This window comes from Silvimonas iriomotensis (assembly GCF_014645535.1).
Lineage (GTDB): Bacteria > Pseudomonadota > Gammaproteobacteria > Burkholderiales > Chitinibacteraceae > Silvimonas > Silvimonas iriomotensis.
This window is the reverse complement of sequence record NZ_BMLX01000002.1, coordinates 1,055,890-1,082,325: the sequence shown is the minus strand read 5'-3', so window position 1 is coordinate 1,082,325 and position 26,436 is coordinate 1,055,890. Positions and strand designations below refer to the sequence as shown.

The 26,436-nt window shown below is 58.2% G+C and carries 24 protein-coding genes; 9 read left to right on the top strand and 15 right to left on the bottom strand.

Annotated elements, in window-relative coordinates; translation table 11 throughout:
• Positions 1-23: 23 nt before the first annotated feature.
• From panS to IEX57_RS11500, 4 genes are all read right to left on the bottom strand, one after another.
• Positions 24-980: a ketopantoate/pantoate/pantothenate transporter PanS gene (panS, locus tag IEX57_RS11515; protein WP_188704448.1), complete on the bottom strand. Its 957-nt coding sequence runs from the start codon at positions 978-980 to the stop codon at positions 24-26.
• A gap of 98 nt (positions 981-1,078) precedes the next feature.
• Positions 1,079-2,500 (bottom strand): exodeoxyribonuclease I, encoded by a 1,422-nt coding sequence (gene sbcB / locus IEX57_RS11510; protein ID WP_188704447.1) that lies wholly within the window; start codon positions 2,498-2,500, stop codon positions 1,079-1,081.
• A gap of 103 nt (positions 2,501-2,603) precedes the next feature.
• Complete coding sequence (locus IEX57_RS11505; protein WP_188704446.1) at positions 2,604-3,482, bottom strand: pirin family protein; 879 nt, start codon at positions 3,480-3,482, stop codon at positions 2,604-2,606.
• 177 nt (positions 3,483-3,659) lie between these two features.
• Positions 3,660-4,529 carry a pirin family protein gene (locus IEX57_RS11500; RefSeq protein WP_188704445.1) on the bottom strand — a complete coding sequence of 290 codons (870 nt, stop codon included), beginning with the start codon at positions 4,527-4,529 and terminating at the stop codon, positions 3,660-3,662.
• Positions 4,530-4,701: 172 nt separating this feature from the next.
• Here IEX57_RS11500 and IEX57_RS11495 point away from each other — a divergent pair, with 172 nt between their 5' ends.
• Positions 4,702-5,604, top strand: coding sequence for a LysR family transcriptional regulator (locus tag IEX57_RS11495; protein WP_188704444.1), 903 nt, complete (start codon positions 4,702-4,704; stop codon positions 5,602-5,604).
• A gap of 18 nt (positions 5,605-5,622) precedes the next feature.
• Here IEX57_RS11495 and IEX57_RS11490 read toward each other — a convergent pair whose 3' ends face one another.
• A complete protein-coding gene (locus IEX57_RS11490; RefSeq protein ID WP_188704443.1) occupies positions 5,623-6,327 on the bottom strand; it encodes a tyrosine-protein phosphatase in 705 nt (234 codons plus the stop codon).
• A 90-nt stretch (positions 6,328-6,417) separates the two neighbouring features.
• Between IEX57_RS11490 and IEX57_RS11485 the strand changes: the two genes are divergently transcribed.
• Positions 6,418-6,681, top strand: a complete 264-nt coding sequence (locus tag IEX57_RS11485; protein ID WP_188704442.1) for a DUF2164 domain-containing protein — start codon at positions 6,418-6,420, stop codon at positions 6,679-6,681.
• A gap of 1 nt (position 6,682) precedes the next feature.
• Here IEX57_RS11485 and IEX57_RS11480 read toward each other — a convergent pair whose 3' ends face one another.
• Positions 6,683-7,870: an acyltransferase family protein gene (locus tag IEX57_RS11480; RefSeq protein ID WP_188704441.1), complete on the bottom strand. Its 1,188-nt coding sequence runs from the start codon at positions 7,868-7,870 to the stop codon at positions 6,683-6,685.
• Between the two features lie 561 nt (positions 7,871-8,431).
• Here IEX57_RS11480 and IEX57_RS11475 point away from each other — a divergent pair.
• Positions 8,432-10,336, top strand: a complete 1,905-nt coding sequence (locus IEX57_RS11475) for a glycoside hydrolase family 64 protein (protein ID WP_229708977.1) — start codon at positions 8,432-8,434, stop codon at positions 10,334-10,336.
• Positions 10,337-10,704: 368 nt separating this feature from the next.
• Here IEX57_RS11475 and IEX57_RS11470 read toward each other — a convergent pair whose 3' ends face one another.
• Positions 10,705-10,893 carry a hypothetical protein gene (locus IEX57_RS11470; protein ID WP_188704440.1) on the bottom strand — a complete coding sequence of 63 codons (189 nt, stop codon included), beginning with the start codon at positions 10,891-10,893 and terminating at the stop codon, positions 10,705-10,707.
• 309 nt (positions 10,894-11,202) lie between these two features.
• Here IEX57_RS11470 and cyoA point away from each other — a divergent pair, with 309 nt between their 5' ends.
• The 5 genes from cyoA to cyoE are packed head-to-tail and all read left to right on the top strand — an operon-like array spanning position 11,203 to position 16,043.
• Complete coding sequence (cyoA, locus tag IEX57_RS11465) at positions 11,203-12,147, top strand: ubiquinol oxidase subunit II (protein ID WP_188704439.1); 945 nt, start codon at positions 11,203-11,205, stop codon at positions 12,145-12,147.
• A gap of 6 nt (positions 12,148-12,153) precedes the next feature.
• Positions 12,154-14,142 carry a cytochrome o ubiquinol oxidase subunit I gene (cyoB, locus tag IEX57_RS11460; RefSeq protein WP_188704438.1) on the top strand — a complete coding sequence of 663 codons (1,989 nt, stop codon included), beginning with the start codon at positions 12,154-12,156 and terminating at the stop codon, positions 14,140-14,142.
• 14 nt (positions 14,143-14,156) lie between these two features.
• Positions 14,157-14,783: a cytochrome o ubiquinol oxidase subunit III gene (cyoC, locus tag IEX57_RS11455; RefSeq protein ID WP_188704437.1), complete on the top strand. Its 627-nt coding sequence runs from the start codon at positions 14,157-14,159 to the stop codon at positions 14,781-14,783.
• Positions 14,783-15,127 carry a cytochrome o ubiquinol oxidase subunit IV gene (gene cyoD, locus IEX57_RS11450; RefSeq protein WP_188704436.1) on the top strand — a complete coding sequence of 115 codons (345 nt, stop codon included), beginning with the start codon at positions 14,783-14,785 and terminating at the stop codon, positions 15,125-15,127. The genes cyoC and cyoD overlap by 1 nt, the downstream gene beginning before the upstream one ends.
• A gap of 10 nt (positions 15,128-15,137) precedes the next feature.
• Entirely contained in the window at positions 15,138-16,043 is a 906-nt protein-coding gene (gene cyoE / locus IEX57_RS11445; protein WP_188704435.1) for a heme o synthase, read from the top strand.
• A 580-nt stretch (positions 16,044-16,623) separates the two neighbouring features.
• On the opposite strand, the gene IEX57_RS11440 is transcribed toward cyoE, so the two are convergent.
• From IEX57_RS11440 to IEX57_RS11430, 3 genes are all read right to left on the bottom strand, one after another.
• Positions 16,624-17,190: a hypothetical protein gene (locus tag IEX57_RS11440; protein WP_188704434.1), complete on the bottom strand. Its 567-nt coding sequence runs from the start codon at positions 17,188-17,190 to the stop codon at positions 16,624-16,626.
• Between the two features lie 72 nt (positions 17,191-17,262).
• The gene (locus IEX57_RS11435) at positions 17,263-17,931 is read right to left on the bottom strand and encodes a hypothetical protein (protein ID WP_188704433.1); all 669 of its coding nucleotides are present in this window, start codon (positions 17,929-17,931) and stop codon (positions 17,263-17,265) included.
• Positions 17,932-18,025: 94 nt separating this feature from the next.
• Complete coding sequence (locus tag IEX57_RS11430; protein ID WP_188704432.1) at positions 18,026-18,379, bottom strand: hypothetical protein; 354 nt, start codon at positions 18,377-18,379, stop codon at positions 18,026-18,028.
• Positions 18,380-18,875: 496 nt separating this feature from the next.
• On the opposite strand from IEX57_RS11430, the gene IEX57_RS11425 reads away from it, so the two are divergent.
• Entirely contained in the window at positions 18,876-19,382 is a 507-nt protein-coding gene (locus IEX57_RS11425; RefSeq protein ID WP_188704431.1) for a hypothetical protein, read from the top strand.
• A 227-nt stretch (positions 19,383-19,609) separates the two neighbouring features.
• Here IEX57_RS11425 and IEX57_RS11420 read toward each other — a convergent pair whose 3' ends face one another.
• The 5 genes from IEX57_RS11420 to IEX57_RS11400 all read right to left on the bottom strand — a co-directional run bounded on the left by IEX57_RS11420 (position 19,610) and on the right by IEX57_RS11400 (position 26,419).
• Entirely contained in the window at positions 19,610-21,301 is a 1,692-nt protein-coding gene (locus IEX57_RS11420) for a DUF262 domain-containing protein (protein ID WP_188704430.1), read from the bottom strand.
• Between the two features lie 267 nt (positions 21,302-21,568).
• Positions 21,569-22,459, bottom strand: a complete 891-nt coding sequence (locus tag IEX57_RS11415; RefSeq protein ID WP_188704531.1) for a tetratricopeptide repeat protein — start codon at positions 22,457-22,459, stop codon at positions 21,569-21,571.
• A gap of 476 nt (positions 22,460-22,935) precedes the next feature.
• A complete protein-coding gene (locus IEX57_RS11410) occupies positions 22,936-23,454 on the bottom strand; it encodes a Mov34/MPN/PAD-1 family protein (RefSeq protein ID WP_188704429.1) in 519 nt (172 codons plus the stop codon).
• Positions 23,451-25,181 carry a ThiF family adenylyltransferase gene (locus tag IEX57_RS11405; RefSeq protein ID WP_188704428.1) on the bottom strand — a complete coding sequence of 577 codons (1,731 nt, stop codon included), beginning with the start codon at positions 25,179-25,181 and terminating at the stop codon, positions 23,451-23,453. Before IEX57_RS11405 ends, IEX57_RS11410 begins: the two co-directional genes overlap by 4 nt.
• Positions 25,178-26,419 carry a nucleotidyltransferase domain-containing protein gene (locus IEX57_RS11400; protein WP_188704427.1) on the bottom strand — a complete coding sequence of 414 codons (1,242 nt, stop codon included), beginning with the start codon at positions 26,417-26,419 and terminating at the stop codon, positions 25,178-25,180. Before IEX57_RS11400 ends, IEX57_RS11405 begins: the two co-directional genes overlap by 4 nt.
• Positions 26,420-26,436: the final 17 nt, after the last annotated feature.

Here is a 26,436-nt window from a genome sequence, read left to right as displayed (position 1 = left end):
GCAGATTTGCGGGCTTTTCTGTTTTAGACCGTGGGGGCCGAATCGCCGGGCTGGATCGATGTCCGGGCCGCTGCTTGCCGCTTGTCTTGCCAGTAGCCGGCCAGCAGTGCGCCAGAGATGTTGTGCCACACCGAAAAGAGCGCGCCGGGCAGGGCGGCCAGAGCACCAAAAAAGTGGCCACCCAATTGTGCCGCCAGGCCAGAGTTCTGCATGCCGACTTCAATGGCCAGCGTACGGCAGACCGATTCCTCAAAGCCCAGCAGTTTGCCGCCCCAGTAACCGCCCAGCAGCCCGATGGCGTTATGCAGCATGACCGCCAGGATGACCACGGCGCCCACTGCGGCAATGCTCTTCTGGCTGAGCGCCACAATGGCGGCAATGATGGTGACGATGGCCAGCATGGACAGCAGCGGCAAATAGGGTTCGATCTTGCGCACGAACCGCCCGAAGAAGCGGTAGATCACCAGCCCCAGGGCCACCGGCAGGATCACGATCTCTACAATCGACAGCAGCATGCCCAGCATGTCCACCGGAATCGAGGTATCTACATACAAGCGCGTCAGCAGCGGGGTTGCCACGACGCTGACGAGGGTAGAGAGCGAGGAAATGGTGACCGACAGCGCGACATCGCCGCCAGCCAGATAGATGATGACGTTCGATGCCGTACCGCTCGCTACGCTACCGACCAGGATCATGCCGGCCGCCAGCTCCGGCGGCATGTGAAACGCTTTGGCCAGACACCAGGCGGCCAGTGGCATTACGAGGTAATGCAGGACAATCCCGGCGGTGACCGGGGCCGGGCGCGTCAGCACGCGCTTGAAGTCATCCAGCGTCAGCGTCAGGCCCATGGTGAACATGATGGTGCCCAGCAGGATCGGGATATACGGCTTGAAGGGCGTGAAGCTGGCGGGGTTGTGGTAGGCGAGCAGGGACAGCAGTATCGCCCACAGCGGGAACAGCCGGGTGATTCTGGCAAGCATGAGTCGTATCCGTTTTATTGTGTTTGTCAGGCCTGCCTTGAGCTACGGCAGGCGCGCCCATCTTTGCCGGTTTGGGCGCGCCCTGCAAGTCTGGCTGCTTACCACTCCGGCGCAATCTGCTCCGCGTAGTCGTAGAGCGCTTCCAGAATGCCGGCCGCGCGCTCGTCTGCGGTGTCAGAGAGCGTGTCGATGGCTTCGGCAAACTGTTCCAGCGTGCGGTAGCCGCCGCGGCCATGGATCAGCCGATCCACGCGCAGTTGTTGCCATTGCGCCTGTTCGTCAGCCGTGAGCGTTTCGGCAAAGTTGCGCGCGCGGTAGCGGAACAGCAGATCATCAAGCCGCCGATCATCAAAGGCCGGGCGGGCGCCGGCCAGTTGTTCGGGTGTCAGCTGGCGCAGTTTTTCCAGCGTGCGCCGGTCGTTGTTGCCCACAAAGCCACCGTAGAGATCCTCGTCGATATCCTGCTTGCCCAGTGGTTCGCGCTGGTAAATGGCATCCCAGTCCGGGCGGGGCAGGGCCGCCACGGCGGCGGCGTGCATCTGGATCACGTCCATGTCCACGCCCCAGCGCGCGGCCATTTCGGGCGAGAGCACCTTGAGGTTGCCAATGACAATGGGCGACTTGTTGATGTGGATGGTCTTGATGGGCAGGCGCGTCACGCCCTCGGGCAGGTCGGCCGTGCGGCTAAACATGCGCTGGCGGATATCGGCGCTGCTGAGCCCGGCCAGTTCTGCCGGATCAAACGCCAGATCCCACACAATCAGTTCATTCTTGTTGGTCGGGTGCCAGCCCAGCGGCCATACCGCTGCAATGCAGCCACGATCTACGCCGAACATGCCGGACACATGCAAAAACACCTTGGGTTCGCTGCCGATTTCCTTGAGCACGGCGTCTTTTTTGCGCAGGCCAAGACAGAAGTCGAACAAGCGTGGCTGGTGGTCACGGATCAGGCGTGCCATGGCGATAGTGGCGCGGACGTCAGACAGCGCATCGTGCGCGGACTCGTGCGCAAGGCCGTTGGCTTTGGTCAGCAATTCCAGCCGGAAGCTCACCTTGCCGTCATCGCCCCGGGGCCATTCAATGCCTTCCGGGCGCAGGGCGTAGGCGGTGCGGACGGTGTCGAGCAAATCCCAACGGCCACAGTCGTTTTGCCATTCGCGCGCGTACGGGTCGATCAGGTTGCGCCAGAACAGAAAGCGCGTCATTTCATCGTCAAAGCGGATCGAGTTGTAGCCCACGCCAATGGTGCCAGGTTCGGCCAGCTGGCGCTCAATGGCGGCGGCAAAAGCGTGTTCGGCAACACCGCGCTCAAGGCAATCCTGCGGAGTAATGCCCGTGATCAGGCACGATTGCGGATCGGGCAAAAAGTCAGGCGAGGGCAGGCAGAAGAGTTCGACCGGCTCGCCGATTTCGTTGAGGTTGGCGTCGGTGCGGATGCCGGCAAACTGCGCCGGGCGGTCGCGGCGCGGTACTGCGCCAAAGGTTTCGTAGTCGTGCCAGAAAAAGGTGAGTTCGGCCATGCCTGGGTCCCGTCAAAAAAGGCGAGGGCGTCACGGTGGCGTGACGCCCCACCCATTGTACCCGGCGCGGGCGGCCTGGCCAGGGGCTATGGCCTGATGCGGCTCAATCTGCACTCAGCCGTTTGATCGGCAAGGGCAGGCGTTCGGTCTCGTTGGGGATATGGCCGAAGCGGTCTTCTTGCCAGGCCACCTTGGCGGCCTCGATCAGTTCGCGGTCGCTGGCGACAAAGTTCCACCACAGCGTACGCGGCCCATCCAGCGGCGCGCCACCAAGCAGCAAGACGCGCGTGGCCTGCGTGGCGGTGATCTGTGTATCGCCGGTCTGCGGCAAAAGCACCAGCTCGTTCACCGCCAGCACGCTGTTATCTGCATGCGCTTCGCCATGGATCAGCATCAGCGCCCGTTCTGCGTAATCGGCCGGAATGCTGATGCTGGCGCCGGGTGCCAGATCAAGGACGGCATAAATGGTGGGTGATTCGACCGCGACCGGGGAGATATGCCCGAACAACTGGCCAATCAGCAAATGGATCTGCACACCGTCACGGTTAATCCGCGGCAGTTGTTGTTCCGGGTAATGCTCAAAATGTGGCGAGCACTGTTCCAGCGGGCGCGGCAGGGCAATCCAGGTTTGCACGCCATGCAGCTTGCCGCCGTTGCGCGCGTTGGCCGGGGTGCGCTCAGCGTGGGCAATGCCGCGGCCGGCGGTCATCAGGTTGATATCGCCCGGTTCAATCAGCACCTCATTGCCCAGCGTGTCGCGATGCAGCTGGATGCCTTCAAACAGATAAGTCACGGTCGCCAGCCCGATATGCGGATGCGGCGGCACATCCAGCCCCTGACCGGGCGCCAGTTCGGCCGGGCCGATATGATCAACAAACACGAACGGCCCGACGGCGCGGCGTTGAACGGCCGGCAACAGGCGCGAGATCGGCAAGCCGCCCACGGTTTCGGCGCGGCCGGCAATATGGATCAACTCGGACATCGGGGTCTCCAGACAGGGCAACGCCGGGCGGGCGCCCGGCGCTGGTGAGGTTCAGTTGCTATCAATATGGCCTGGCGGCACGGGGAACACCAAGCCGGGCCTGTATCGTTTTGTCTTGTGTTCAGCGGTCAGTGCTCCGGCACGCCAGCAACCCGGGCTGCTGGCGTGTACGCCGCATCAGAAGCGGCCGGCCTGGTAGTCGAGGATGGCCTGTTCTACCTGCTCACGCGAGTTCATCACGAACGGCCCCCACTGCACGATCGGTTCGGCCAGCGGCTTGCCAGAAAGCGCAATCAGACGTGTCTCTACAGCGCCGGCCGTGATCGTCACGCCATCGGCCTCTGCCGCGTTGTTGAGCAAACCCATCTGGGCAGACTTCACCACGCGGCCACCAATGCTGGCTTCGCCCCGGTAAACATAGACAAACGCGTTGTGGCTGGCCTGCAGCGGCAGGCTGACACTTTGCCCGGCCGGAATAACGAGGTCGGCGTAGAACGGCTCGGTATCGTCACGGGTGATTGCCCCGGCGACGCCGGCCACAAGGCCCGAGATCAGCTTGAGCGAAGCGCCGTTGCCAAGGTCACGCACCGGAATGTCGCCGGCCGGGATATCGCGATACCACGGCGCAGTCATCTTGTTCTTGCCCGGCAGGTTCACCCACAGCTGGAAGCCTTCCATCAAGCCGTCTTGCTGCTCCGGGATCTCGCTATGCACGATGCCGCGACCGGCCGTCATCCATTGCACGCCGCCTTCGGTCAGCAAGCCCTCGTTGCCGGCATTGTCGCGATGGCGCATGCGGCCGTTAAGCATATAGGTCACGGTCTCGAAACCCCGGTGCGGGTGCGACGGGAAGCCGGCAATGTAGTCGTCCGGGTTGTCTGAGCGGAACGCGTCCAGCATCAGGAACGGGTCCAGCCGGCGTTGCAGATCGTGCGTCAACACACGGGTCAGGCGCACCCCTGCGCCGTCAGTGGTCGGGATGCCGTTGACCAGGCGCTCCACTTCACGTGAGCGGGTGACGGCCGGGAGTTGCAGGGTGTTGTTCATGATGTGTTCTCCTGTTGTCTGGCGCGGTGAGCCTGTGCGATGGCATCGGGTCTGGCACTGCGCAGCCCACACTGTCCGTGTGGCGATGAGTGCATCTTAGGCCGGGCTGATCATCGAAGAAACGGGTGATCTTTTTGTGATCTATATAAAATTATTTGATATTGTTTGACGCATGAACCTGGAACGCATTTCACTGGAACAGCTGCGCGTCTTTGCCGAAGTAGTCCGCGCCGGCAGTTTTCTCGGGGCCGCCAAAGCGATTGGCCGCACCCAGTCTGCGGTGAGCTACACCGTGGCCACGCTGGAGCAGCAATTGGGCATTGTGCTGTTTGATCGCAGCCAGTACCGGCCCAAACTCACGCCGACCGGCGAGGCGCTGCTGGGCGATGCGCACGCCATCCTGGAGCGGGTAGACCGGCTGCAGGCGAGGGCGAGCGCCATCGAACACGGGCTGGAGGCCGAGCTGGCGCTGGCGGTGGATGTGTATTTTCCCTTGTCGCGCTTGCTCGATTGTCTGAATGACTTTCGGGCGACCTTTCCCAGTGTCACGTTCCGGCTGTATGTAGAAGCGCTGGGCGCAGTGGCAGAGCGTGTGCTGGCGGGCAGCGCACAACTGGGCATTCTGGCCACCTTGCCTGAACTGCCACCCGGGCTGGACGGGTTCTCCATGCCGCCGATCCGCGTGCTGGCTGTGGCCTCACCCGATCATCCGCTGGTCAAATATGCCGGCGCGCTCGACCGCGCCACGCTGCAAGAACATGTGCAACTGGTGCTGACTGACCGCAGTGCCCTGACTGAAGGGCGCGACTATGGCGTGATCTCATCCACCACCTGGCGTTTGTCAGACCTGGGCGTCAAACACGCCATGCTGCTGGCGTCGATGGGCTGGGGCTATATGCCGATCCATTGGGTGGAGGATGATCTGGCGGCCGGACGGCTGGTGGCGCTGCCGCTGGATATGCAGCCCAAGGGCGGCATGCAGCTGGCCATGCACGTGGCGACGCGCATCGGGCAGCCGGTGGGTCCGGCCTTGCGCTGGTGGATGGAACGCCTGCGCCGCCCTGGCGGGGCTTAGGGTCAGACAGCCCGAACCTTAGTCAAACATGCTGGCGCGCAGGCTGCCGATTTCCGATGGATCAAGCCCGATCAGGGTCAGATAACCGACGGCACCGTCGTAGTGACGGCGTAGATGGTCCAGGAACATCACCATGTGTTCGGGCTCGGCCCCCAATAGATGGCGCAGCTCGGGCGCGTTCTGTTCGCCAAATTGCGCCAGCGCCAGGTGCAGATTGGTGGCGCTGCGGGTGTAGTCGGCAATGATGTCTTCATCCGGCACGCCCGCTAGATTCAGCAGCAATGCCGCCACCATACCGGTGCGATCCTTGCCGGCAGAGCAATGAAACAAGACGCATCCTTCCGGCTGCGAGAGTATCTGCCGGAAAATAGCCAGGAAGCCGTGCCGGCAATAGCGCAAGACATCCACATACAGCGTGCCAAGGCTGGCGGGGACGTTGTCCAGATGCTGGTCCAGCCCGTCCAGCAAGGAGATCGGCGCGTACTGGATTTCTGCCACGCGGCTTAAGGCGTCGCCCCATTGACGCCGCTCCCGCTGGCCGCGCAGGTCGATATCCATGCGCACGCCATAATCGAGCAACTGGATCACGTCGATCGCGTGCAGTGCCTCCAGACTATCGGCACGTACAAACCGGTGAGTGCGCAAAGTACGCCCGGTGCGGCTGTGCAAGCCGCCCAGATCGCGCACGTTGCGCGCGCCTTGCAGGGGGATGTCTCTTTGCATATCCTGGCCACAATGCGGTGGTGAACTGCCTTGTCTCAACATAGCATGTGAGTCATGGCGCGCCGCGCCGCCCTACAAACGGACAGCAGCATGAGTATGGAACTGGACAAGGACGCCCACAAAGCGGCGCTCGATTCGCTGGAAAAATATCTGCGCGATGAACTGGAGCTGGACGTCGGCAATCTGGAAATCGCCGGTTTGCTGACCTTTTTTGTGCAGGAAATCGGTCCCAGCCTGTACAACAAGGGCGTGCGGGCGGCCCAGGAACAGATGCAGGCGCGGGTGGCGGATATCGACATGGAAGTCTACGCAGACGAATTTGGCTACTGGAAGAAATCGCCCCGCCGCCGCTAAGTCAGCCGATCTGGCGGGAGGGCTGCAAGGCCGCATCATGCAAGGCCGGGGTAGACGCTGCGGTGGTGAGTGCCGGCGCGTACGGCCCGACCAGAAACAGCGCCCGCCAGTCTGGCGCGGCCCGGAACTCGATAAACCGGTAAGTGAGCGCGGCCAGGAAAAGCGTGCCCAGTATCGCCGTCACAATGAACACGGGTTGGGTATTGCCCTTGAACAGGCCCAGTGCGTTCATGACCGGCAAGTGCCACAGATAGATGCTGTAGCAGGCCATGCCGGGCAGTTGCAGCACCCGCCAGCGTAAAAAGCGCAGCGAGGGCGCGCCGTTGAGCACCATCATCAGCAATAGCGCCAGGCCCAGGTCGAATACATTGTCCAGTATCGCCTTCCATTCGAAATTGACCGCGCGATTAATGCATTGCTCATACCCGTACCAGCCAATGAGCAGCAAGACGGCCGACAGTGTGCCGGAAAACAGCGTGGGCCAACGCAAGCAGGTGCGATGCACATAGGCGGAAGCAAGCGCCATGCCGATGACAAATTCATCCAGCCGGCCCAGCAAGAGGGCGTCTGAGATCCAGTCCGGCCCTTTGTCTGGCGGATCAAGCATGCGGATGCCGCGCACGCTGAGCGAAAACAGCAAGACGCAAACCAGCACGGGCCAGATGCCTCGCCGCGCGATCAGCAGGGCCAGCAAGGGGAAAACCAGGCTGAACAGCATTTCAGTCCCGATCGACCACAAGGCCCAGTTGGAGGTGGGCACAAAGGTGCCGGGCAAGAACGGGAAGGTCAGGGTTGCAACGGTGGCCGCTTCGCGCAAGATGCGAAAGTGCGGCTCGGCCAGCCGGCCGCACAACACCAGCGTCGAGATGGAAACCAGGTAATACAGCGGGATCAAGCGGAAAAACCGGTGCTTGTAGAAAGTCCAGGCGTCCGCCTGCGTGGTGATCTGCCTTTTCTGCGCCGCATAAGGCAGATAGAGAACGAATCCGGACAACATGAAAAAGAGATTGACGCCAGTCCAGCCATTGATCAAAAACATGCCGGAAGACACGCCGAATATCGCAGGCGGGTGAAACGCCAGGGCAATGCTCAGGTGGTGCCAGACCACCGCCATGATGGCCAGCCCGCGCAAGCCGTTGATTTCCGGAATGCGCAGATTGGGGGATGCGACTGGGGCTGGCTGGGTCATCGGGCTGCACCATGAAACCAGGGATGAAGCAACTGATCAGCTTTGTGCGATGCACCATACATAACGCTGAACCTGCATTCTTCTTATCGATAGCAAGTCATTGCGGTTTGCGCACTGCAACAAGCCGTGTCAATCGATGAAAGGAGTTGTCAGCTTTGCGGGCCCAGATGAGCTGCGCTGAGCGATGGACGATGGGAGTGCCATGGCCGGTCATTTCCATCCGGAAAATTGGGCAATTGACCCGGCAGGCAGGCTGGTCTGACAGCAAATCATGATATGCCAGGCGGCGGCAAACCCAGGCTGCACGGCCCTTTGGTCGGGATTGGCACCACAGTGGTGCGTGCGATGCACTACCGGTCAGGGGCCACTGGTGCACGTTTGTCAGCCGGGCGCGGCGGACGATGAAAAACCGCAACCGGTTGCAAACCGCATGTTTGCTTGTCAGTTGGTGGTAAATTATTTGTAGCGTAGGGGAAAGACTTTACTTGAGTGACGGGCCGCATCGCTAGAGCATGAAATCCATTTCAAAACCCGTATCAACGGGACAGGATGGAGAGCCTCATGCCAAATCAACCCCGGTTTTTGCTGAGTAAACAACGTACGCTGGCGCTGCTGCTGGCCGGTCTGGTGGCTGCACCGTTGCCCCTGGTGGCCACGCTGGTTGCGCCAACGGCCATGGCCGCGTCGGTCAGTAGCGGCTATACCGCGCTGGCGGGCGGTTCGGTGCAGTTTTATGCCAACGGCGGCGTCTGGGCCGATCTGCACTACACCGTGAATGGCGGTGCGCAGATGAACATCCGCATGGGCAATAGCGGCACCAACAACAGCTACACGGTGACGGGCATCCCGGCCGGCGCGGTGGTCCGCTATTTCTTCACGGTGGGCCAGAGTGACGGGTCGGCGCAGGATACCGCCTGGGCCCAGTTCACCTACAGCGCGCCCACGCCAACCCCGGCACCCACCCCGGTACCGACCCCCACGCCGACGCCGGCCCCAACACCGGCTCCAACGCCCGCGCCGACACCTGCGCCCACGCCAGCTGCAACCTATGGCGCCAATGCGCTCAGCGGCGGGGTGGTGGCGTTCTATGCCAATGGCGGCAGCTGGGCTGATCTGCATTACAGCGTCAATGGTGGCGGTCAGGCCAACGTACGCATGAGCAATAGCGGCACCAACAATACGTACCAGATCACCGGTGTGGCCAATGGCGCGACGGTGAATTACTGGTTTACCATCGGCCAGGCCAATGGTTCTGCGGCCGATACCCCGGCGCAAACGCTGACCTACAGCACGGCCACGCCGACACCGACACCGACGCCCACACCAACGCCGTCGCCTTCCGGCGGCGTGGTGTTCCCGGCGGCCGGGACCACCTTCAACCTTGTGAATGGCACCAACGGCGCTTATGCCGATAGCCAGGTCTACTGGACCATGGTTGGCAAAGACCCGGCCACCCAGGGCTATGTGCATGTGAACTGTGCCGGCGCGCTGATCCCGATGTCGACTGCCGACAACAACGCCCAGACCAAGGGTGGTCAGAGCTACGCCAACTATTCGATTCCGCTGTCGCAGTGCAAATCGGTCACGGTCCCGGCGATCACCTCGGCGCGGATTTACCTCAGCGTCGGCAGTCCGATGTTCATGTCCGCCGTGGGCAGCCCGGCCACGGGGTATACCGGCCCCAACATTGATAACCCGACCGACCCCAACAGCAATGTGATCTTTGACTTCATCGAGATGGATGTCAGCGCGGCCAGTTTCTTTGGCAACACCACGCGGGTGGATCAGTTCGGCTTCCCGGTGCTGCTGCGCCTGCAAGGGCAGGGCGGTACGGATCAGACCGTGGGCGAAACCGAAACCCGCGCCGCGCTGTTCCAGGCGTTTGCTGCCCAGACGCCGGCACCGTTCTCGCAACTGGCCACCGTGCAGGCGCCGTACCGGATTGTTGCGCCGGCGCATGGCGGGTTTGGTGCGGGCGGCGCGTACAGCACTTATCTGGATAGCTACATCCAGGCCATCTGGAGCCAGTACGCCAGCCAGCCACTGGTGTTTACAGACGCGCAGGGCACGTTTACCGGTCATGTGGTCAACGGCCAGTTTGTGTTCACCGACAGCGCCGGCACCTATTACATCAACCACATGCCGACGACATCCGAGGTGTTGCTGGGTAATGGCGTATTCAACGACGCCAGCAATGCTGCGGCCGGTGTCCCGACGGCCAAGCAATTGCAGATCCAGGCACAACTGGCCGCCGCCATGAACCGTCACGTGGCAGAAAACCCGGCGGTCTGGGACAACGCCGGCGCGTTCTACAGCGCCGCCCCGACCAACTACTATGCGCAGTTCTGGCATGCGCACAGTATTGATCAGTTGTCTTACGGGTTCTCTTATGACGACGTGCGCGGCTTCAGTTCATCGCTGATCGGGGCCAACCCGACTGTGGCGACGATTACGGTCGGCTGGTAACGCATTCGCGCTTTGCCGTGTTTTTTTCGGGCCATGCTGATCTTTGCTATTGAAAAAGATCGGGATGGCCCGAAACTATTGCCGGGAACAAAAATTGCGTTAGCATGGTCTTGAAGGGCCAGCCTTGAGAGGACGCAAACCAAAGTGCTGTTGCTTTGCAGCATCACTTTTTCAGCGGGGTTGCCTGTTTTTTAGGCGGTCGCTGATTTTCAGGTTTGTCAGGAACCTGCCGTTCGTCGGGCAGCGTCATTTTGGGGCAGTCAAATCAACGCGCAGCAGCAAGCGAATCGGGCAGATTTTTGCGCTGGCGTTTTTTGCAGGAAGTTGCGGAAAGATCGATGCGTGTTTGCTGCATCTGACGATTCCGATCAAAAACCGGAAGGGCGGGTGACGGGTTTGCCTTTCCCGGATTTGGGTGCTTCTTTTGCCGTGCCGGAAGTCTTGCCGAAAGCTTGAAGAATGCTTTGGGCCAATGCGGGCGATCTGCCATCCAGGGCAATATTCCGCTTTCCCGGCAACGGTACAAATACCATTTGCTCAAAATCAAGTTTTTTCATCTAATAGTTGCGCCCGTAATACCAGTCGCTTGCTGTGGCATACGCAACTTGACCCGTTCTCCCTTTGGGTTGACGTGCGAAGCATGTGTAAACCCGCGTCTAAAAAAACCAAGACGTAGCCGGCGTCGCTAAGGCTCATCTGCCTGTCTGTGGCGCAGCTAGTACAATGATCTGCCCGTTGCCTGACCAACCCGCAATCCCCGTACCACTGTTACTCCTGTTTCGTCCTCCATTTTGCACCGACGGCTTTTTGCCGGCGGACGCCCCGTGCAAGCCCGTTTTCCGTAACTCTTTCTGACTAGAACCAGCATGCCAAACTTGATCGGTCGTGCCCGCAACTGGCGGGGACTCTGGGGGGTGTTGCCCATTCTTCTATCCGGATGCCAAGGGGGCATCCTCGACCCGAAAGGCCAGATCGCCGCGGACGAGAAATCCCTCATCATCACGGCCACTGTGTTGATGCTGCTGGTCGTCGTACCGGTCATCATCCTTACCTTTGTGTTCGCGTGGAAATACCGCGCCAGCAACACCGCTGCCGAGTACAAGCCCAAGTGGTCGCACTCCGGCAAGATCGAAGCCGTGGTCTGGATCATCCCGATCATCATCGTGACCGGTCTGTCCGTGCTGTCCTGGCAATCGACCCACAAGCTTGATCCGTATCGTCCGCTGGAGTCCGCTGTGGCCCCGGTGAACGTCGAAGTGGTCTCGCTGAACTGGAAATGGCTGTTCATCTACCCGGATCTGGGTATCGCCTCGGTGAACGAACTGGCCTTCCCGAAAGACACGCCGGTGAATTTCCGCATTACCTCTGATGCTGCGATGAACTCGTTCTTCATCCCGCAACTGGGTGGCCAGATTTACGCCATGGCCGGCATGGAAACCAAGCTGCACCTGACCGCAGCTGAAGCCGGTACCTATCACGGTATTTCGGCCAACTACTCCGGTGGTGGTTTCTCCGGCATGAAGTTCAATGCCATCGCGACCGAAACACCTGAGCAGTTCAATGCCTGGGTTGCCCACGTCAAGGCCACTGGCAAGCCGCTGGATGCACAGACCTATATCGGCCTGACCGCACCGAGCGAAAACAATCCTGCTGCGTACTACACGCTGGCCGAGCCGCGCCTGTTCCCGGCTGTGCTGCACAAGTACATGGCGGGTCGCCAGTCGATGGCGGCATCGGATGAAGAGATCAAGGTGGCCGAGTTGAGCCGTGTTCTCTGTAAAACACCAACCCTGGCACCTGTGAAGGAGTAAAGATAGATGTTGCTGGGCAAACTTACTCTGGACGCCATCCCGTTCCATGAACCCATCGTGATGGGTGCATTGGGTGGCGCCGGCCTGATGGGCCTCATTGTGCTGTCCTTGATTACCAAGTTCGGCAAGTGGGGCTACCTGTGGCGTGAATGGCTCACGTCTGTAGATCACAAGCGTATCGGCGTGATGTATATCGCCGTTGCGCTGGTCATGCTGCTGCGCGGCTTTGCCGATGCGCTGATGATGCGCTCGCAACTGGCCATGGCCACCGATGGTGCCATGGGCGTGTTCCCGCCGTCGCACTACGACCAGATCTTTACCGCGCACGGCGTGATCATGATCATTTTCATGGCCATGCCGTTCATGACGGGTCTGATGAACATTGTTGTGCCGCTGCAGATTGGCGCGCGTGACGTGGCCTTCCCGTTCCTGAACTCGCTGTCGTTCTGGCTGCTGGTTGCCGCTGCGATTCTGGTGAACCTGTCGCTGGGTGTGGGTAACTTCGCCCGTACCGGCTGGGTGGCCTATCCGCCGCTGGCAGAACTGGCGTTCAGTCCGGATGTCGGGGTGGATTACTACACCTGGGCACTACAGATATCAGGGATAGGGACGACGCTTACCGCGGTCAACTTCCTGGTCACGGTCATCAAGATGCGTGCCCCGGGCATGAAGCTGATGCAAATGCCGATCTTCACCTGGACCTGCACCTGGGCCAACGTGCTGATCGTGGCTTCCTTCCCGATCCTGACCGGCGCGCTGGCCATGCTGAGCCTGGACCGTTACATGGACTTCCACTTCTTTACAGCGGAAGCCGGTGGTAACGCCATGATGTATCTGAACCTGTTCTGGGCCTGGGGTCACCCTGAGGTTTACGTGCTGGTTCTGCCTGCGTTCGGTATTTTCTCTGAAGTGGTTTCGACCTACGCCGGCAAGCGCCTGTTTGGTCACACTTCCATGATCGTCGCTTCCGGCGCGATCACTGTGCTGGGCTTCATGGTGTGGCTGCACCACTTCTTCACCATGGGTTCGGGCGCCAACGTCAACGCGTTCTTCGGTATCGCCACCATGGTGATTTCCGTGCCGACCGGCGTGAAGCTGTTCAACTGGTTGTTCACCATCTACAAGGGCCGTCTGCGCTTTGAGCCGCCGATCCTGTGGACGCTGGGCTTCATGGTGACGTTCTCCATCGGTGGTATGACCGGCGTGCTGCTGGCCGTACCGGGTGCTGACTACGTGCTGCACAACAGCCTGTTCCTGATCGCTCACTTCCACAACACCATCATTGGTGGCGCGGTGTTCGGTTACCTGGCCGGTTTCTCGTTCTGGTTCCCGAAAGTGTTCGGCTTCAAGCTGAACGCCAAGCTGGGCAAGGCCGCGTTCTGGTTCTGGCAAGTCGGTTTCTACTTCGCCTTCATGCCGCTGTACGTGCTGGGCTTCATGGGCATGACGCGTCGTCTGAACCACACCGACCACCACGAGTGGAACATCTACCTGTACTTCGCACTGTTCGGCGCACTGCTGATCGCCGCAGGTATTGGTTGCCAGTTGCTGCAAATTGCCGTGTCGATCTATCAGCGCAAGAAGCTGGAAGACAACACGGGCGATCCGTGGAATGGCCACACCCTAGAGTGGTCCACTTCTTCGCCGCCCCCGGCCTACAACTTTGCTGTGCTGCCGCAAGTCCGTGATATCGACGCCTTCACCGACATGAAGGAACAAGGCAAGGCCTACGCCAAGCCGGAGCACTACGACCCGATCCACATGCCGCGTAATACCTCGGCAGGTGTGTTCATGGGTGCGTTTGCCACGGCCCTGGGTTTTGCGTTGATCTGGCACATCTGGTGGCTGGCGATCGTCGGTCTGGTTGGTATTGTCGTGACGCTGCTGACTCGCGTTTACGACAACAACAAAGACTATTACGTCATGCCGAACGAAATCGCCCACACGGAACGCGCCGCTGCTGATAGCCGCGCTGCCGTTGCGGTTGCGGCCTGAGGGATATCTGACAAATGAGTAATCTTGCTGAACAAACGCTCGACGCTCACGTCGAGCACGAGCACGGTCACGAACATCATCACGATACAGACAGCCAGGATATCCTGGGCTTCTGGCTGTATCTGATGACTGACTGCATTTTGTTTGCGACCGCGTTTGCGGGCTATGCAGTGCTGTACCGTAACATCGCGACCGGCCCGGCTGGTTTCGAGATTTTTGACCTGAAATACGTAGCGATCGAAACCGCAGCCCTGCTGCTGTCTTCCATCACCTACGGTTTTGCCATGATCAGCGGCCGCCGCGGCAACAAGTCGGCCGTGCTGGGCTGGCTGGCTGTCACGTTCCTGTTTGGTGCCACCTTTATCGGTATGGAAGTCAACGAATTCCATCACCTGATCGCTGAAGGTCACGGCCCGAACGTCAGTGCGTTCCTGTCGGCCTTCTTCGGCCTGGTGGGTCTGCACGGTCTGCACGTGACTGCCGGTCTGATCTGGATGGCCGTGCTGATGTTTGAAGTGGCCAAGCGTGGCCTCACCAAGCCGGCCGTACTGCGTCTGAGCCTGCTCAGCCTGTTCTGGCACTTCCTGGACGTGGTCTGGATCTGTGTGTTTACCGTTGTGTATCTGAAAGGGGTCGCGTGATGCAACGCATTGAAGGTCATGATTCGCATCAACACGCCGCCGCTGCTGATCACGGCAGCTACGTCGACTACCTCGTCGGTTTCGTACTGTCGGTCATCCTGACGGTCATCCCGTTCTGGATGGTGATGAGCAAGTCGTTCAGCCGTCAGGGCACCATGATCGGTATCGCCGTGTTCGCCGTGGCGCAGGTCATCGTGCAGCTGAAGTACTTCCTGCACCTGGACTTCACCAAGGAAGGCCGCATCAACACGCTGGCGTTCCTGTTTACCGCTTTGATCATCGTTATGCTGGTGGGTCTGTCGATCTGGATCATCACCACTGCTGATGCTCTGATGATGCGCTAAGGTGGGCAGCTTGAAACTCAAGCGTTACCTGCTGGTCACCAAGCCTGGCATCATCATGGGCAACCTGATCAGCACCGTCGGCGGTTTTCTGCTGGCCAGCCAGGGTCACCCTGACTGGCTGGTGATGATCGCCACGGTGATTGGTTCGGCACTGGTGGTGGCATCGGGCTGTGCGATCAACAACTGGATTGATCGTGACATCGATGCCCGCATGGAACGCACGAAAAAGCGCGTGACGGTGACCGGGGTGATGAGCCCCGCCGCCGCACTCGCGCACGGTATCTTGCTGGGTGTGCTCGGCTTTGCCTGTCTGGCCTGGTTCACGCCCATGGTCACCGTGTACTGCGTGGCTTTTGGCTTCTTCATTTACGTTGGCGTTTACAGCCTGTACATGAAGCGCAATTCGGTGCATGGCACCCTGGTGGGCTCGCTCTCTGGCGCCATGCCCCCGGTGGCCGGTTTCTGTGCCGCTGCCGGCGAATGGAATACCGGCGCGCTGATCCTGATGCTGATGTTCTGTCTGTGGCAAATGCCGCATTCCTACGCCATTGCCATCTTCCGCCAGGAAGACTACAAGCGCGCAGGGATTCCGGTGTTGCCGGTGGTACGCGGCATCACCGCCGCCCGCCGGCAGATGGTCGCTTATATCATCGCCTTTGCCGTCGCCTGTGTGGCGCTGCAAGTGGCGGGATATGCCGGTTATGGCTATATGGCCGTAGCGGTCGCCACCTCGCTGTACTGGTTGAAGCTGGCACTGGATGGCCGTCAGACCGACAACCACGTGAAGTGGGCCAGACAAGTATTTGTCTTCTCCATCATCACCGTCACCGCCTTGTCGGTGTCGATGGCAGTGGATGGCAAGCAGCCCAAGCAACAACTGGCCAGTGTGACGCAAGCCATCACGCACCACGCCTGACCTGTCGCAACAAACAAAAAACGCCCCACCGGTGAAAACCGTGGGGCGTTTTGTTTTGGGGTTCAGGGCAACAGAGCCAGCGCGCCTGAGATCACTGCGGCGATCACGCCGCCCAATGGTGTTTGATGCCACGGCGAAGGCTCGTACTGCAGATGCTCAAGCGCTGTTTGTGCAAAGGCAATCAGTGGCAGCAGGTCAGGCCCATGGCCGGGAAAAGACGTCAGGTCATCAACGAATTCGTCTTTTCTCTCGATGCCGGCCCAAGAGAGTGGACGCGAACGCCAGAAAGCAAAAAGCCCAACCGTGTAGGCTGGGCTCTTGCTTTATATTACTGGGGTGGCTGATGGGGCTCCACTGGCCACTCGAACATCTATGTATTCATGCGCCGTTGCAGGCCGGATTTCACATGTCTGTGTAGCACTTAGTGTAACAGGGTTCGGCCTGTTTGACTGCTGAGCATCACTAATTTCATGGTGCGGCTGAAGGCTGGGGCCCGTGAAGGAGAGCCTTCCAGGCAAAAAAGACGGGCCAAAGGCCCGTCTTCTGAATCAACACTCAAATTATCATCTCTCAGATGGCCTTACAGCGCAGCTTCCCGCATGTTTCCCACATGAATCTGTGCCGCCCGCTGAAGCTCCTGCAGTATCCCGGGCAATTGATGCAGACCAAGCGGGTCCATACCCGTTGACTCGTGATACAGCGCCATTACCGCCCGGCGCGCTGCCAGTGGCCAGTTGCTGCAATCTTCGGGCACCAGTGCCCGCAGTGCCATGTCTCCCCGCGCCTCTGCCCACGCCCGGTCCAGAACTTCCTCTTCCGTCATGCCCGGCAGTAAAAAGTCGCTCGGCAGAATATGGCCTGCCAGTAACTTGATGACGATGGGCTGTACGCCAAGATAACGCGCGCAAGCTTCGACTGTTGCTTGCGAGATTCCCGAGGACTTGCGCTTGTGATTGCGCAACAGGGTCATGTGCGACGGCGTGAAGCCGAGCTGGCGCAGCATGACCAGTTGGGTTTCACCGCGCCGGCGGCACTCATCGAGTAACCAGCCGAGCAGTGGACCCCCGCGAAAACGGTAGATATCGCGTTTGCGCTGGAGAGCCGAACCAGCGACTTGATGGTTGTGTTTCTGGATAAGCTGGAGCATGTCAATGTCCTGTGATTTGTGCACGGTTTTGCATCGGTGGTCCTGGTTTGTTTGCCCGATGGGGTCTGGCGCTCAGTGTGTTGTGGTGGTCGGGCAAGATGAGGAGGCGGTCCGTGCCCTCGCCTCAAGCGCTTGCAACATGTCTGGCGTGGGCACGATGGTGACTGCGGTGACCAGGGGGGCAGGGTTGTCATGCAACTGGTGTGACTCCGCCAGCAACTGCGTGGCAAGGGCAACCAGTTCTTGGGCAGCATGCGCCATCGAGGGCCACACACCGCTTGTCTTCGCCATCTGTATCAGCGAAGACAGGGCCTCAGCGTTCTGGCGGTCGAGCCGTAGCACCAGCGCATCGTCGTCCCCATTGTTGCCGAGTGAAACAGCCGCATGACCTTCGCGCATGGCCTCAACAAACGGCAACGCACCCGGATGGCACAGTGGCAGCAAAAAGTGATGCTGCAGCTCGTCGACCTGCTCCGAGAGCACAAAGTATGTATTGCCCAGGAAGCCCGGTACCGCTGAAAGATGGGTCACCAATTGCCTGACACCGTTCTCGTACAGAAAGCGGTACATCAAGGCCGGCAGGTCGCCGCAGATGACCCATGTTTTTTGCAGTGTTTCACGGAGCACCACAGCATGCTGCTGCGTGGCCAGAAGGACCTCTTCTGGGCTCATCAACCGCCCGAGGTGAATGTGTTCATTCTGAAGCTGAAAAGCCGGTGGGAGGGGATAACTTGTATGCATGTCGATGTCCTGGGAGTGGTGCCGGGACGGCACCTCTCTCCTATAGCGACACCAGAAAAGTCCCTCGGCCGATGCATCGCGCCCAATGAGCACGTCAGTGCAGGTTCAGCAGCGCTAACAGCGCCGCTGGTATGACCACCGAAAGCGATACATGGCGCACAACCTGACCCTTCGCCACCGGCAGGGCAGGGCACCGTGCCACTTGGTCAACCAGCACCGGCAGTTCTTCGACGATGAGCGCGGTTACGCCGGGCCGAAGATTTGCAGTTACGACGTTTCGCACGCGGTGCATTAACGCTGCATCGGGCTGGACACCGGCCAGCGGGACCGTCTTTACCACCAGCCCTTCGCTCGAACCCAGCAGCATGTCTACCCGGCCCTCCCACGTGGCGCAAATCAGTTCCATGAACCCCGGCATGCACACCGGCACCACAAAGCGATGCTGCATGTCGCACACCTGTAGCGTGAAAATGCAGTAATGCACTCCGTTCGAGCTGACTTGTATCTGCGCCGCCGTCGAAGGCTCGCCACTAGCCAGTGCCTGCAGCAACGCGTTTGGGGCATGGCTGAGCAACTGCCAGCGTGTACAGGTGTCAGGCCGGAGGGCCGGGGGCAGGCTGTGCCGCAACGGGTCGAGACACGCGGGTGAAACCAGCTTGCCGGTGTATACGTTGGTTGGGCACACCCAGGGGGTAGGATGTGAAGTCGCCTGAGTCATTGATGGATGTCCTGTGAAAGCCAAAGTGGCTGTCAGGTATAGACACCGGACTCCAGCAAGCTGGTGGCTCTACCCACAGATGTCCTGAACGTTGCTTCTTCAACATAGGCCGGACCATTTTGACGTCTGATTACCCGACAAGAGACCAGCCATGGCAAGGGGCGTTTCCATCTCAGGGAATTTGATATAAATTATCAAATTCTAATATATTAAGAAAAAACCTGACATGAATGAAAGCAAGTTGTTGGTCGATGCCGCACATGGCGATATTTCCGCCACTACCGTTGGTCTGTTGGCGCGTGCGCTGACTTACCCCATCCTCAGCGCCGAATATGACTTCACCCTGCGCGAATTGAATGCGCTGGCTACCTTGGCGCAAGCCGAAGCCGACAGTGGCGAGCCAGCCCCTGTCGTGGACAATGACTCCGGGGCGGGTGCGCCTGCAACAGCAATTGAGGATACGTATGACTTGTTGTCGCTCATACCCAACGGGCGCCAAGCGTTCTGGCAAGAGCAACAATTCCTTGAAGCGGTGACCGGTCTCAAGCAAAAGGGGTTGGTGAACATCGAGTCAAAACTGGGTTTACGGATTGTGGACTCCCACAAGGGCGTGACCAGCAGTCCCGTGCACATCGTCACCTTGACCCGGAAAGGCAAAGACCTGGTTGATGAACTGGCCGGGCATGTCGCTCACGCCTTAAACATTGCCGGCATACTGAGCAAACAAGCATAGGCACGCTCCCGGCGACGTCACCTCGGTTTTAGTAGCACACCAGCGCCTGCAACACCAAAGAGCATTCGCTCAGTGGTTCTGCGACCATCGGCTAACAGCTCATTTCGGACAGCAACTGAAGTCTGGGTGCGTTTGTGATGAAAAAAGCGGTAGGCAACCTTGCATGGTCCATGCTGGTTGCGTTGCCGCTCACGCCTGACTCATCAAGCTCGAACTGTCGGGGCCATTCACGTCGATGTAAGGCCCCATCCTGTAGTGAGAACATCCACGAGTTCTTGCTGTCTGCCGCGTACGACTTCGGGTGACCACGCGGGAGTGGCGAGAACCTGTGTCGTCAGGATATAGGATGACACACCCTGCCTACCCCCAAAATAGGCTTTCTTTTTACGCTCAAACTCGAAATTCTGCGCCTGTGAATTGCGCCTTTGAGTTAGCGGCACCAGATTGGCAAGCCTGTGGAGCCAGAACAACCGCTCTGTTGCGTCTGGCCACTGAGCGGCCCATTCTGAATCGGGAGCCACGGTCTGTGGCAGCACATGTTCAATGGTCAGTACGGAGGGGTCATATACTGCGGCACCATCGGACAGGAAGGAATCAAGGCGCAAAATCAGATAATTGCGCCGGCGGGCCGTCAGCCAGTAAATTTCACTCTGGAGATTTGTGAGGAAGCGTTGTTTCTCGGCTAGGGTGAGCTCCACTGCGGCCACAGGTTTTGACAAAGAATGCGGTTGTTCAAGCGCCTTGAGCACCAAGGCGTAACGGTCAATTCGCCCGTTCACATCATAACCACAAATATGCATGTAGGCGGCGAGCCGCTCCAAGCGAGTGACAAACCAATTGACATAGGCCGCATCCGACTGATGTTCCGCAAAAAATTTCATCGCGCTGGGCAGCCAGTCTGAATTGTCGATTCGATTGAGCCACTTCAGGAGTGCATTGATTTCAGCCGCATTGGAAGTCGAAACGTATTCGCAGTTCTTTGCAAGAAGGTAGGCTTGGGTGTACGGAACAATCACCTGGGTGACCAGGTTCTCCGCCGATGGCACCCTATCAATGACGCGTTCGCGAAATTCCTCAAGCAGGGCGCGACGCGCTTTTTCTTTCGCATAAATCATGCGGATATGACCAAAGACTTCAGCGAAACCATCCCGACCCGCTTCGACCTCAAGGTCTTCCCAAGTTTCGTTGTACTCGGACTGCAGCGACTCGCGGACTTTGCCAATCACGTCCGATTTGATGATATCTGTGGGCAGCAGGTCCAGCCCCCTGCTGTTGAGTATCGAAAACACCCGGAATGCTGCCTGCTGGCTTGGGGTGGAAACAGCAACCAGGAAACATCGTCGCACCAGAAAGCTGCCGAAATCGGTGGCTGCCTGCGGGTCGTCACCAAACGTTGACTGCAGTCGCTCCATAAACAGCCGGGCATTCGCCTGAATGTTGCGCTGTGACTCATTATCTAATTGGGCGGGGTCGATACGGAGTAATTCATCCAGTTTGACCGCCTGCACATAGTCCTTGAAAAATATACGGTCCCGTTCCCGCAGTGTCAGTCGCGGTTTTTGTGCCAAACCTTCCAGTTCATTGCCGGGCTCGCAAAGGTAGCGATTAAACGAATCACGAATGTTGCCGGTCGCGCGGTGGGTCAGTGCCGAAAGAAGGATGGTGAGTGTCGTGAGGCGCTGCTGCCCGTCAATGACCTCTGCCAAGGGTTTGCCTTCTTCCTTGATGAGCACAATGCTGCCCAGAAAATAGGTGTCTTCTTTTTCCTTGATGTAGAAATCGTGCAGGTCAGCAAAGAGCTCGCCGGCTTGAACAGTGGTCCAAGCATAGGGACGCTGATAAGTCGGAATGAGGTAATCAAAGTCCGAGCTGAAGATTTTGGCGATGGGATATTCCGCACCACTGATTTTTTTGGTCAAAATGGGCTCGCTGAGTGCATTGACAGGTTTTTTAAGCGAATGGCGCTCTGGGCGAGATGGCTATGGGGCCAGTCCAGGGCGGTCCAGATTTCACAGGCTGCCGTTAGCAGGTCCGTACACTTGACTCGCAATGTAAAGACTTTAACCCCGATAGACAATGGCGTCGTTCAATGCGCCCTCAATCCCTCTGACCCACCTGCGGTTGAACGCTCGACGCGATGAAGTACTGCGCTTCTATTCATTTAGCCAGACCTAATAGCTCAGAGATTACTTCTGATTTTTCAGGTAGGCATCAATAGCGGCGCCCAAATTATTGGGTTTGGCCAACTCCGTGGTGAGTCGCTGCCCGGCTTCAATCTGCTTGCCGTTTAGTCGTCCAGCGGCAATATCCCTGCTTTCTATGTGCCTGGCCAGCCCATCAATCGCTGCAATATTAAACAATGCGTATGCAATCACTGTGTTTTTTGCTACGCCCTGGCCATTGGCATACATCAGGCCGAGCTTGTATTGTGCTGCGGCATCGCCTTGCCCGGCGGCTTTACGATACCAGCCAATGGCTTGGGCATAGTTCGGCGCTACACCCAAGCCATTGGCATACATCAGGCCCAGAGCAAATTGTGCTTTGGCATAGCCTTGCTCCGCGGCTTTACGGTACCAGCCGATGGCTTGGACATAGTCCTGCACTACTCCCTGGCCATTGGCATACATCAGGCCGAGGTTGGATTGTGCTTCGGCAGCGCCTTGCTCAGCCGCTTTACGAAACCAGCCGACAGCTTGGGCATAATCCTGCACTACACCTCGGCCATCGACATACATCGTGCCGAGGTTGGATTGCGCTGCGGCTTCGCCTTGCTCGGCGGCTTTGCGATACCAGCCGACGGCTTGGGCATAGTCCTGCACTACGCCCTGGCCGTTGGCATACATCACGGCGAGGCCAAATTGTGCTTTGGTATCGCCTTGCTCGGCGGCTTTGCGATACCAGCCGACAGCTTGGGCATAGTCCTGCACTACGCCCTGGCCGTTGGCATACATCACGGCGAGGCCAAATTGTGCTTTTGCATTGCCTGCCCCGGCGGCAATCGAAAATTCGCGCACCGCCACAGGGTAATTGCCAGCTTTATATGCGGCCAATCCTTCATCAAATCCCGCAAACGCCATATTTGTTAAAAGGAAAGAAAGCAAAAAAGTAAGTAGTTTTTGTCTGGTTTTCATTTTTTTATTTCGCCTTGGCAGATGAAATTGCCAATCATTAATTTTCACGCCTGCACGGTCTTGTGGGTTGGATGTGGGATGCCAGCAATAAAGTATATCGATTTTCAAGAAGGAAAAAGACGGGGTGGTTTGCTGTTCAAGCAGCCTTGTACCGGGAAAAATTAAAATCTGCCTGTTGATAGATTGAATGGCAGGCCCCCTCCGCATGACGGGTGATGGCAATGGGAGATGTTTGTCTGGATGGCATCTGCGGTGTGATGGCCGCAACCACGCGAGGATAAATCTCGCTTGGATACCTCTCAAAATCTCGTGCGATGCTTCGCACTGCCCCGCAAAGCCTTGCCAAGCGTGGCGAAAAATCTCAGCTTATGCTTCCTGCTACACGTTAACGTGATTCATGGCAGCAACCGCCTGTATCGGTGTCAATTTGGGTTGTGAGCAGGCTTTGTGATAGTTGCAGTCTGGGTGGCGTTCAGCAGGACGCAACGATGAAAATTTTCGCCATCATGAACGCTCACATACAGGCTCTCCTCAAGACGCCCATTGCCAACAATGATGAAGGCTAGGGCATTGAGGTTGGCCTTTGCCGCCTTGGCATGGTCACGTGCAAGAGCAGCGTCTGGGCCGGATGGCGTGGGGTGGGATTCCGGGTGCGTATGCCAGAATCCGATGCAGTGGAGCCCCTGCTCAAATAGCCTCTTGCGTTCTGCATTGGCACTATGGATGTCAAATGAGACGCCGGTGCGCCCGGCATGCTTGGGCTTCAACACGGTGGCGAATGTCACCTTGACGACATCAGTTGAGGTGTCCGGCGTGAACAGCTGTCCCACCGATTCTGTATGCGCGCGGGTGAGCTGGGCATTTTCTGTAAAAACGGCGAGTACTTGTTCACTAAACTCGATACACCAGGTCGCGCTGACCATTGCATATCTAAGCGTCAAGTTAGCTTCCCCCCATAGAGCATCTTCTGAAGGTCGCAACGCAGCGTTTTGGCTTCTTCCCCATCTTCAAAGTGGTACTCACGATTCAGTTTTATGCCCGGCGCCTTCCCCAGGAAAAAATCCGGGCGGCGCACATGTGACAAGACCCTCGAAGTAGTGTCAGGTTTATCCAGCTGCTCCAACACGGCCGCTGTAGCAATTCCAATCAACGGTGCAATGTCAGAAAGCCCGTACTCGTGAAACCCGTGACCGCACCCAGGCAGCTCGACGCGAGTGTCGGCCGGCCATCTTGCTACGTTAACCTTGTCATCCACTGGGTCTGTCAGGGGCCAGACATCCTTACCAGTCACGACTACCACGTGCCCTGCTGCACCGTAGGGTTCAGTCCATACATTCATGCGTGCAAGCAGCAATCCTTCTGCATCCTGGTATTGAGCAAGCGCTAGCCGTACAGAGGTCTCTCCGGTGCAGTCGACAATAATGTCCGACCGTGCCTTTGCCGCATTACTCCTTAACCATGTACACGCGTCGAGACACCAGGCATGAACATTGATACCCGGTATGTCGCGCTGCAGCTTGGCTTTAATCCGGGTGACTTTAACCCTTCTAGCATCTGCGATGCCCAAAATATGGCGCGATACATTTTCTGCTTCAAATAGCTGCGTATCTACCAGGTCAATTCCACCAACCCCTGCGCGTGCCAAGGCTTCTGCTAGTGCACCACCTACAGAACCAGCACCGAATATAGTGACTCGTTTCTCTGACAACATATCCAATTTATCTATCTGATGGTCTCGACACAAAGCCCAGGTCCGGTCTATGCGCCCTACACGCACAGGCCGCAGTTCTGGAACCGGTCGCGGAACCCAAGTGTGCTGATAGAGATACCAGCCGCAGGTTGCCGCACCTTGAACGACAGCCGCATACATTGGCACGTCATGCGTCCAGCGTTTCCGACCTAACCACGCTGCAATGGATGCACTTGTGCCAGCGTGTTGAATGAACAGGTCGTCAAGCTGTTTGAAGGTTGTGGGCCAACTCTGAGGTGTCCACGGCACCCCTTCGGGCAAATACAAGACCAACGCGGCGCCAGCAACCTGTTTGTCAATTTCCCAGTCATACCGCTCGACGAGCTCCGTCAGGTTTTCTTCCGAAGGAGCTGCAAAGGATATTTTGCGTCCCTTGAGTTTTCGGGCGGGCATAACACATGCCGCAATCTCGGGAACCCGTGGAAGTTGCAGCCATAGGTCAGGCGGTGGCTTGAGTTGTGCTGGTATGGCCATATCCATATGGCGCAACCAATAGCTCTCGCGTTCGTTGTGAAATTCGGCGTTGACCCATTGAGGGTCTGCGCATTTCAGCAAGAAATCTTCGAACTGGTCCAGTACCCGCTTGATAGCCAATTCAGGCTGGTCAAAGTCAATGCCGTCGACGAATGTTCCAAGGCAAAGGTGCCCGTTGCCCTCTACATGCGGAAGCTTCAGGCACCATTCATTGTTGATAAACAATTCGGCGGGGTCTGCAGGAAATGAACCAGGCAGCACCAGCCGCAATGGCATTCTATGCTCGCACCAATCGATGTCGTTCAGCACCCAGACCCTCGCGCGTGCAAAGGACTCTTGGTCACGTTCTCGCGAGAACCCGTGAGACGACAATAAACTATCTATCTTCTCTATTATGCTGGGGAACATACAGTGTTCCCCATGCATCAATTCGGGCTTTGTCATGCGAGGTTGTTGGACCCTTTGGCTCCGGTCGGCAATGGCTGGGTCGCATTTGCTGCAGCAGTAGCCAAGCTATTGCGCAGGCTTGTCATTTGGCCAGATTGGCCAAAGTATGGTTTGGCTTGCGCTGCGCGCCAAGCATCAGACACATTGCCCCCAAATGCTTTACGCAGTTTTTCCTCGTGCCGTGCAGAGGTGAATTCGTCATCAAAAAGCATGCTGAGATGCTGCGAGAATGTGTCGTGCCACCATCCAAATTCATCTGCGCGATTGGAGCCTTCGTCATTCCAGCGCTCAGCAAAATTTTCCATTGGCAATACGGGATTCTCAACGCACCACCCTGCCTGGTTGTCGAAGCGAACGAAATCACGCATTTTTGCCACTAACGCAAAAACCAGTTCAAGGGGGGTAGCGAACTGGCGGCCTTGTCCATATAGCCATTCGTAGGATTTCGCCGCAAGCGTTACCAGAATCACCGAGATAGGCTGGGCTTTCTTGCGTTCCGGCGTAGCCTCCCAGTACGTATGGTCCCGATGCAGCTTCATCAACTGGACTGTACGGCGGAGTACGTCGAATGGACTTACCGGTTCTTGAGGCAGGGGCTCAATGTGGTCCAAAGCAATGCCTCGTGCTTCGATGAAATAGTTCGTGGTAAAACGAAACTCCAGTTCGGCTTGGGCGTTGAACCACTCAGTGAATTCAGCGGGGTTGGACGGACTCCAGCCTTTAAAGCCCTCTACGTCACGGACCAGTAACTTATCGCTGTAATAGCCGTGCAGGTCTTTCTTTGCGGGTGTGATATCAAAGTAGAAGCGTTTGCCCGGAAATGGCAGCTTCCAGCACCGGCGGCGTTCTTCCGGCTCACCGGCTGAGGCGTCTCCTTTGAGCGCATTTCCAACCATATGGAACAAAGCTTCGGCTTCAGCGTTGTTGAATTTTGGGGCGTGCAAAAACGCGACCACGTCGAGGTCGAAATTCGTATTACCCTTGGCTGGCACGGTGGTTTGAGTGCTCATCGAGCCCTGCGCAAATACGGTAATTTCGTGAGATTGGACATCCAGTTTTTCAGCCAACCGACGGCCAATACGCTGATACTCGTCTTCCGCCTCTTTGCGCAGGGTCGGGTCCAGTTCCAGATTGCGCAGCAGACGGAAGATGAGATTCTGCCATTTCTGCTGGTCATCTGTAGATGCACTCAAAACACGTTCTTCAAGAGAAATACTTGAGCGGTTAGTTGTCATGTTTTGTCCATTTTCTG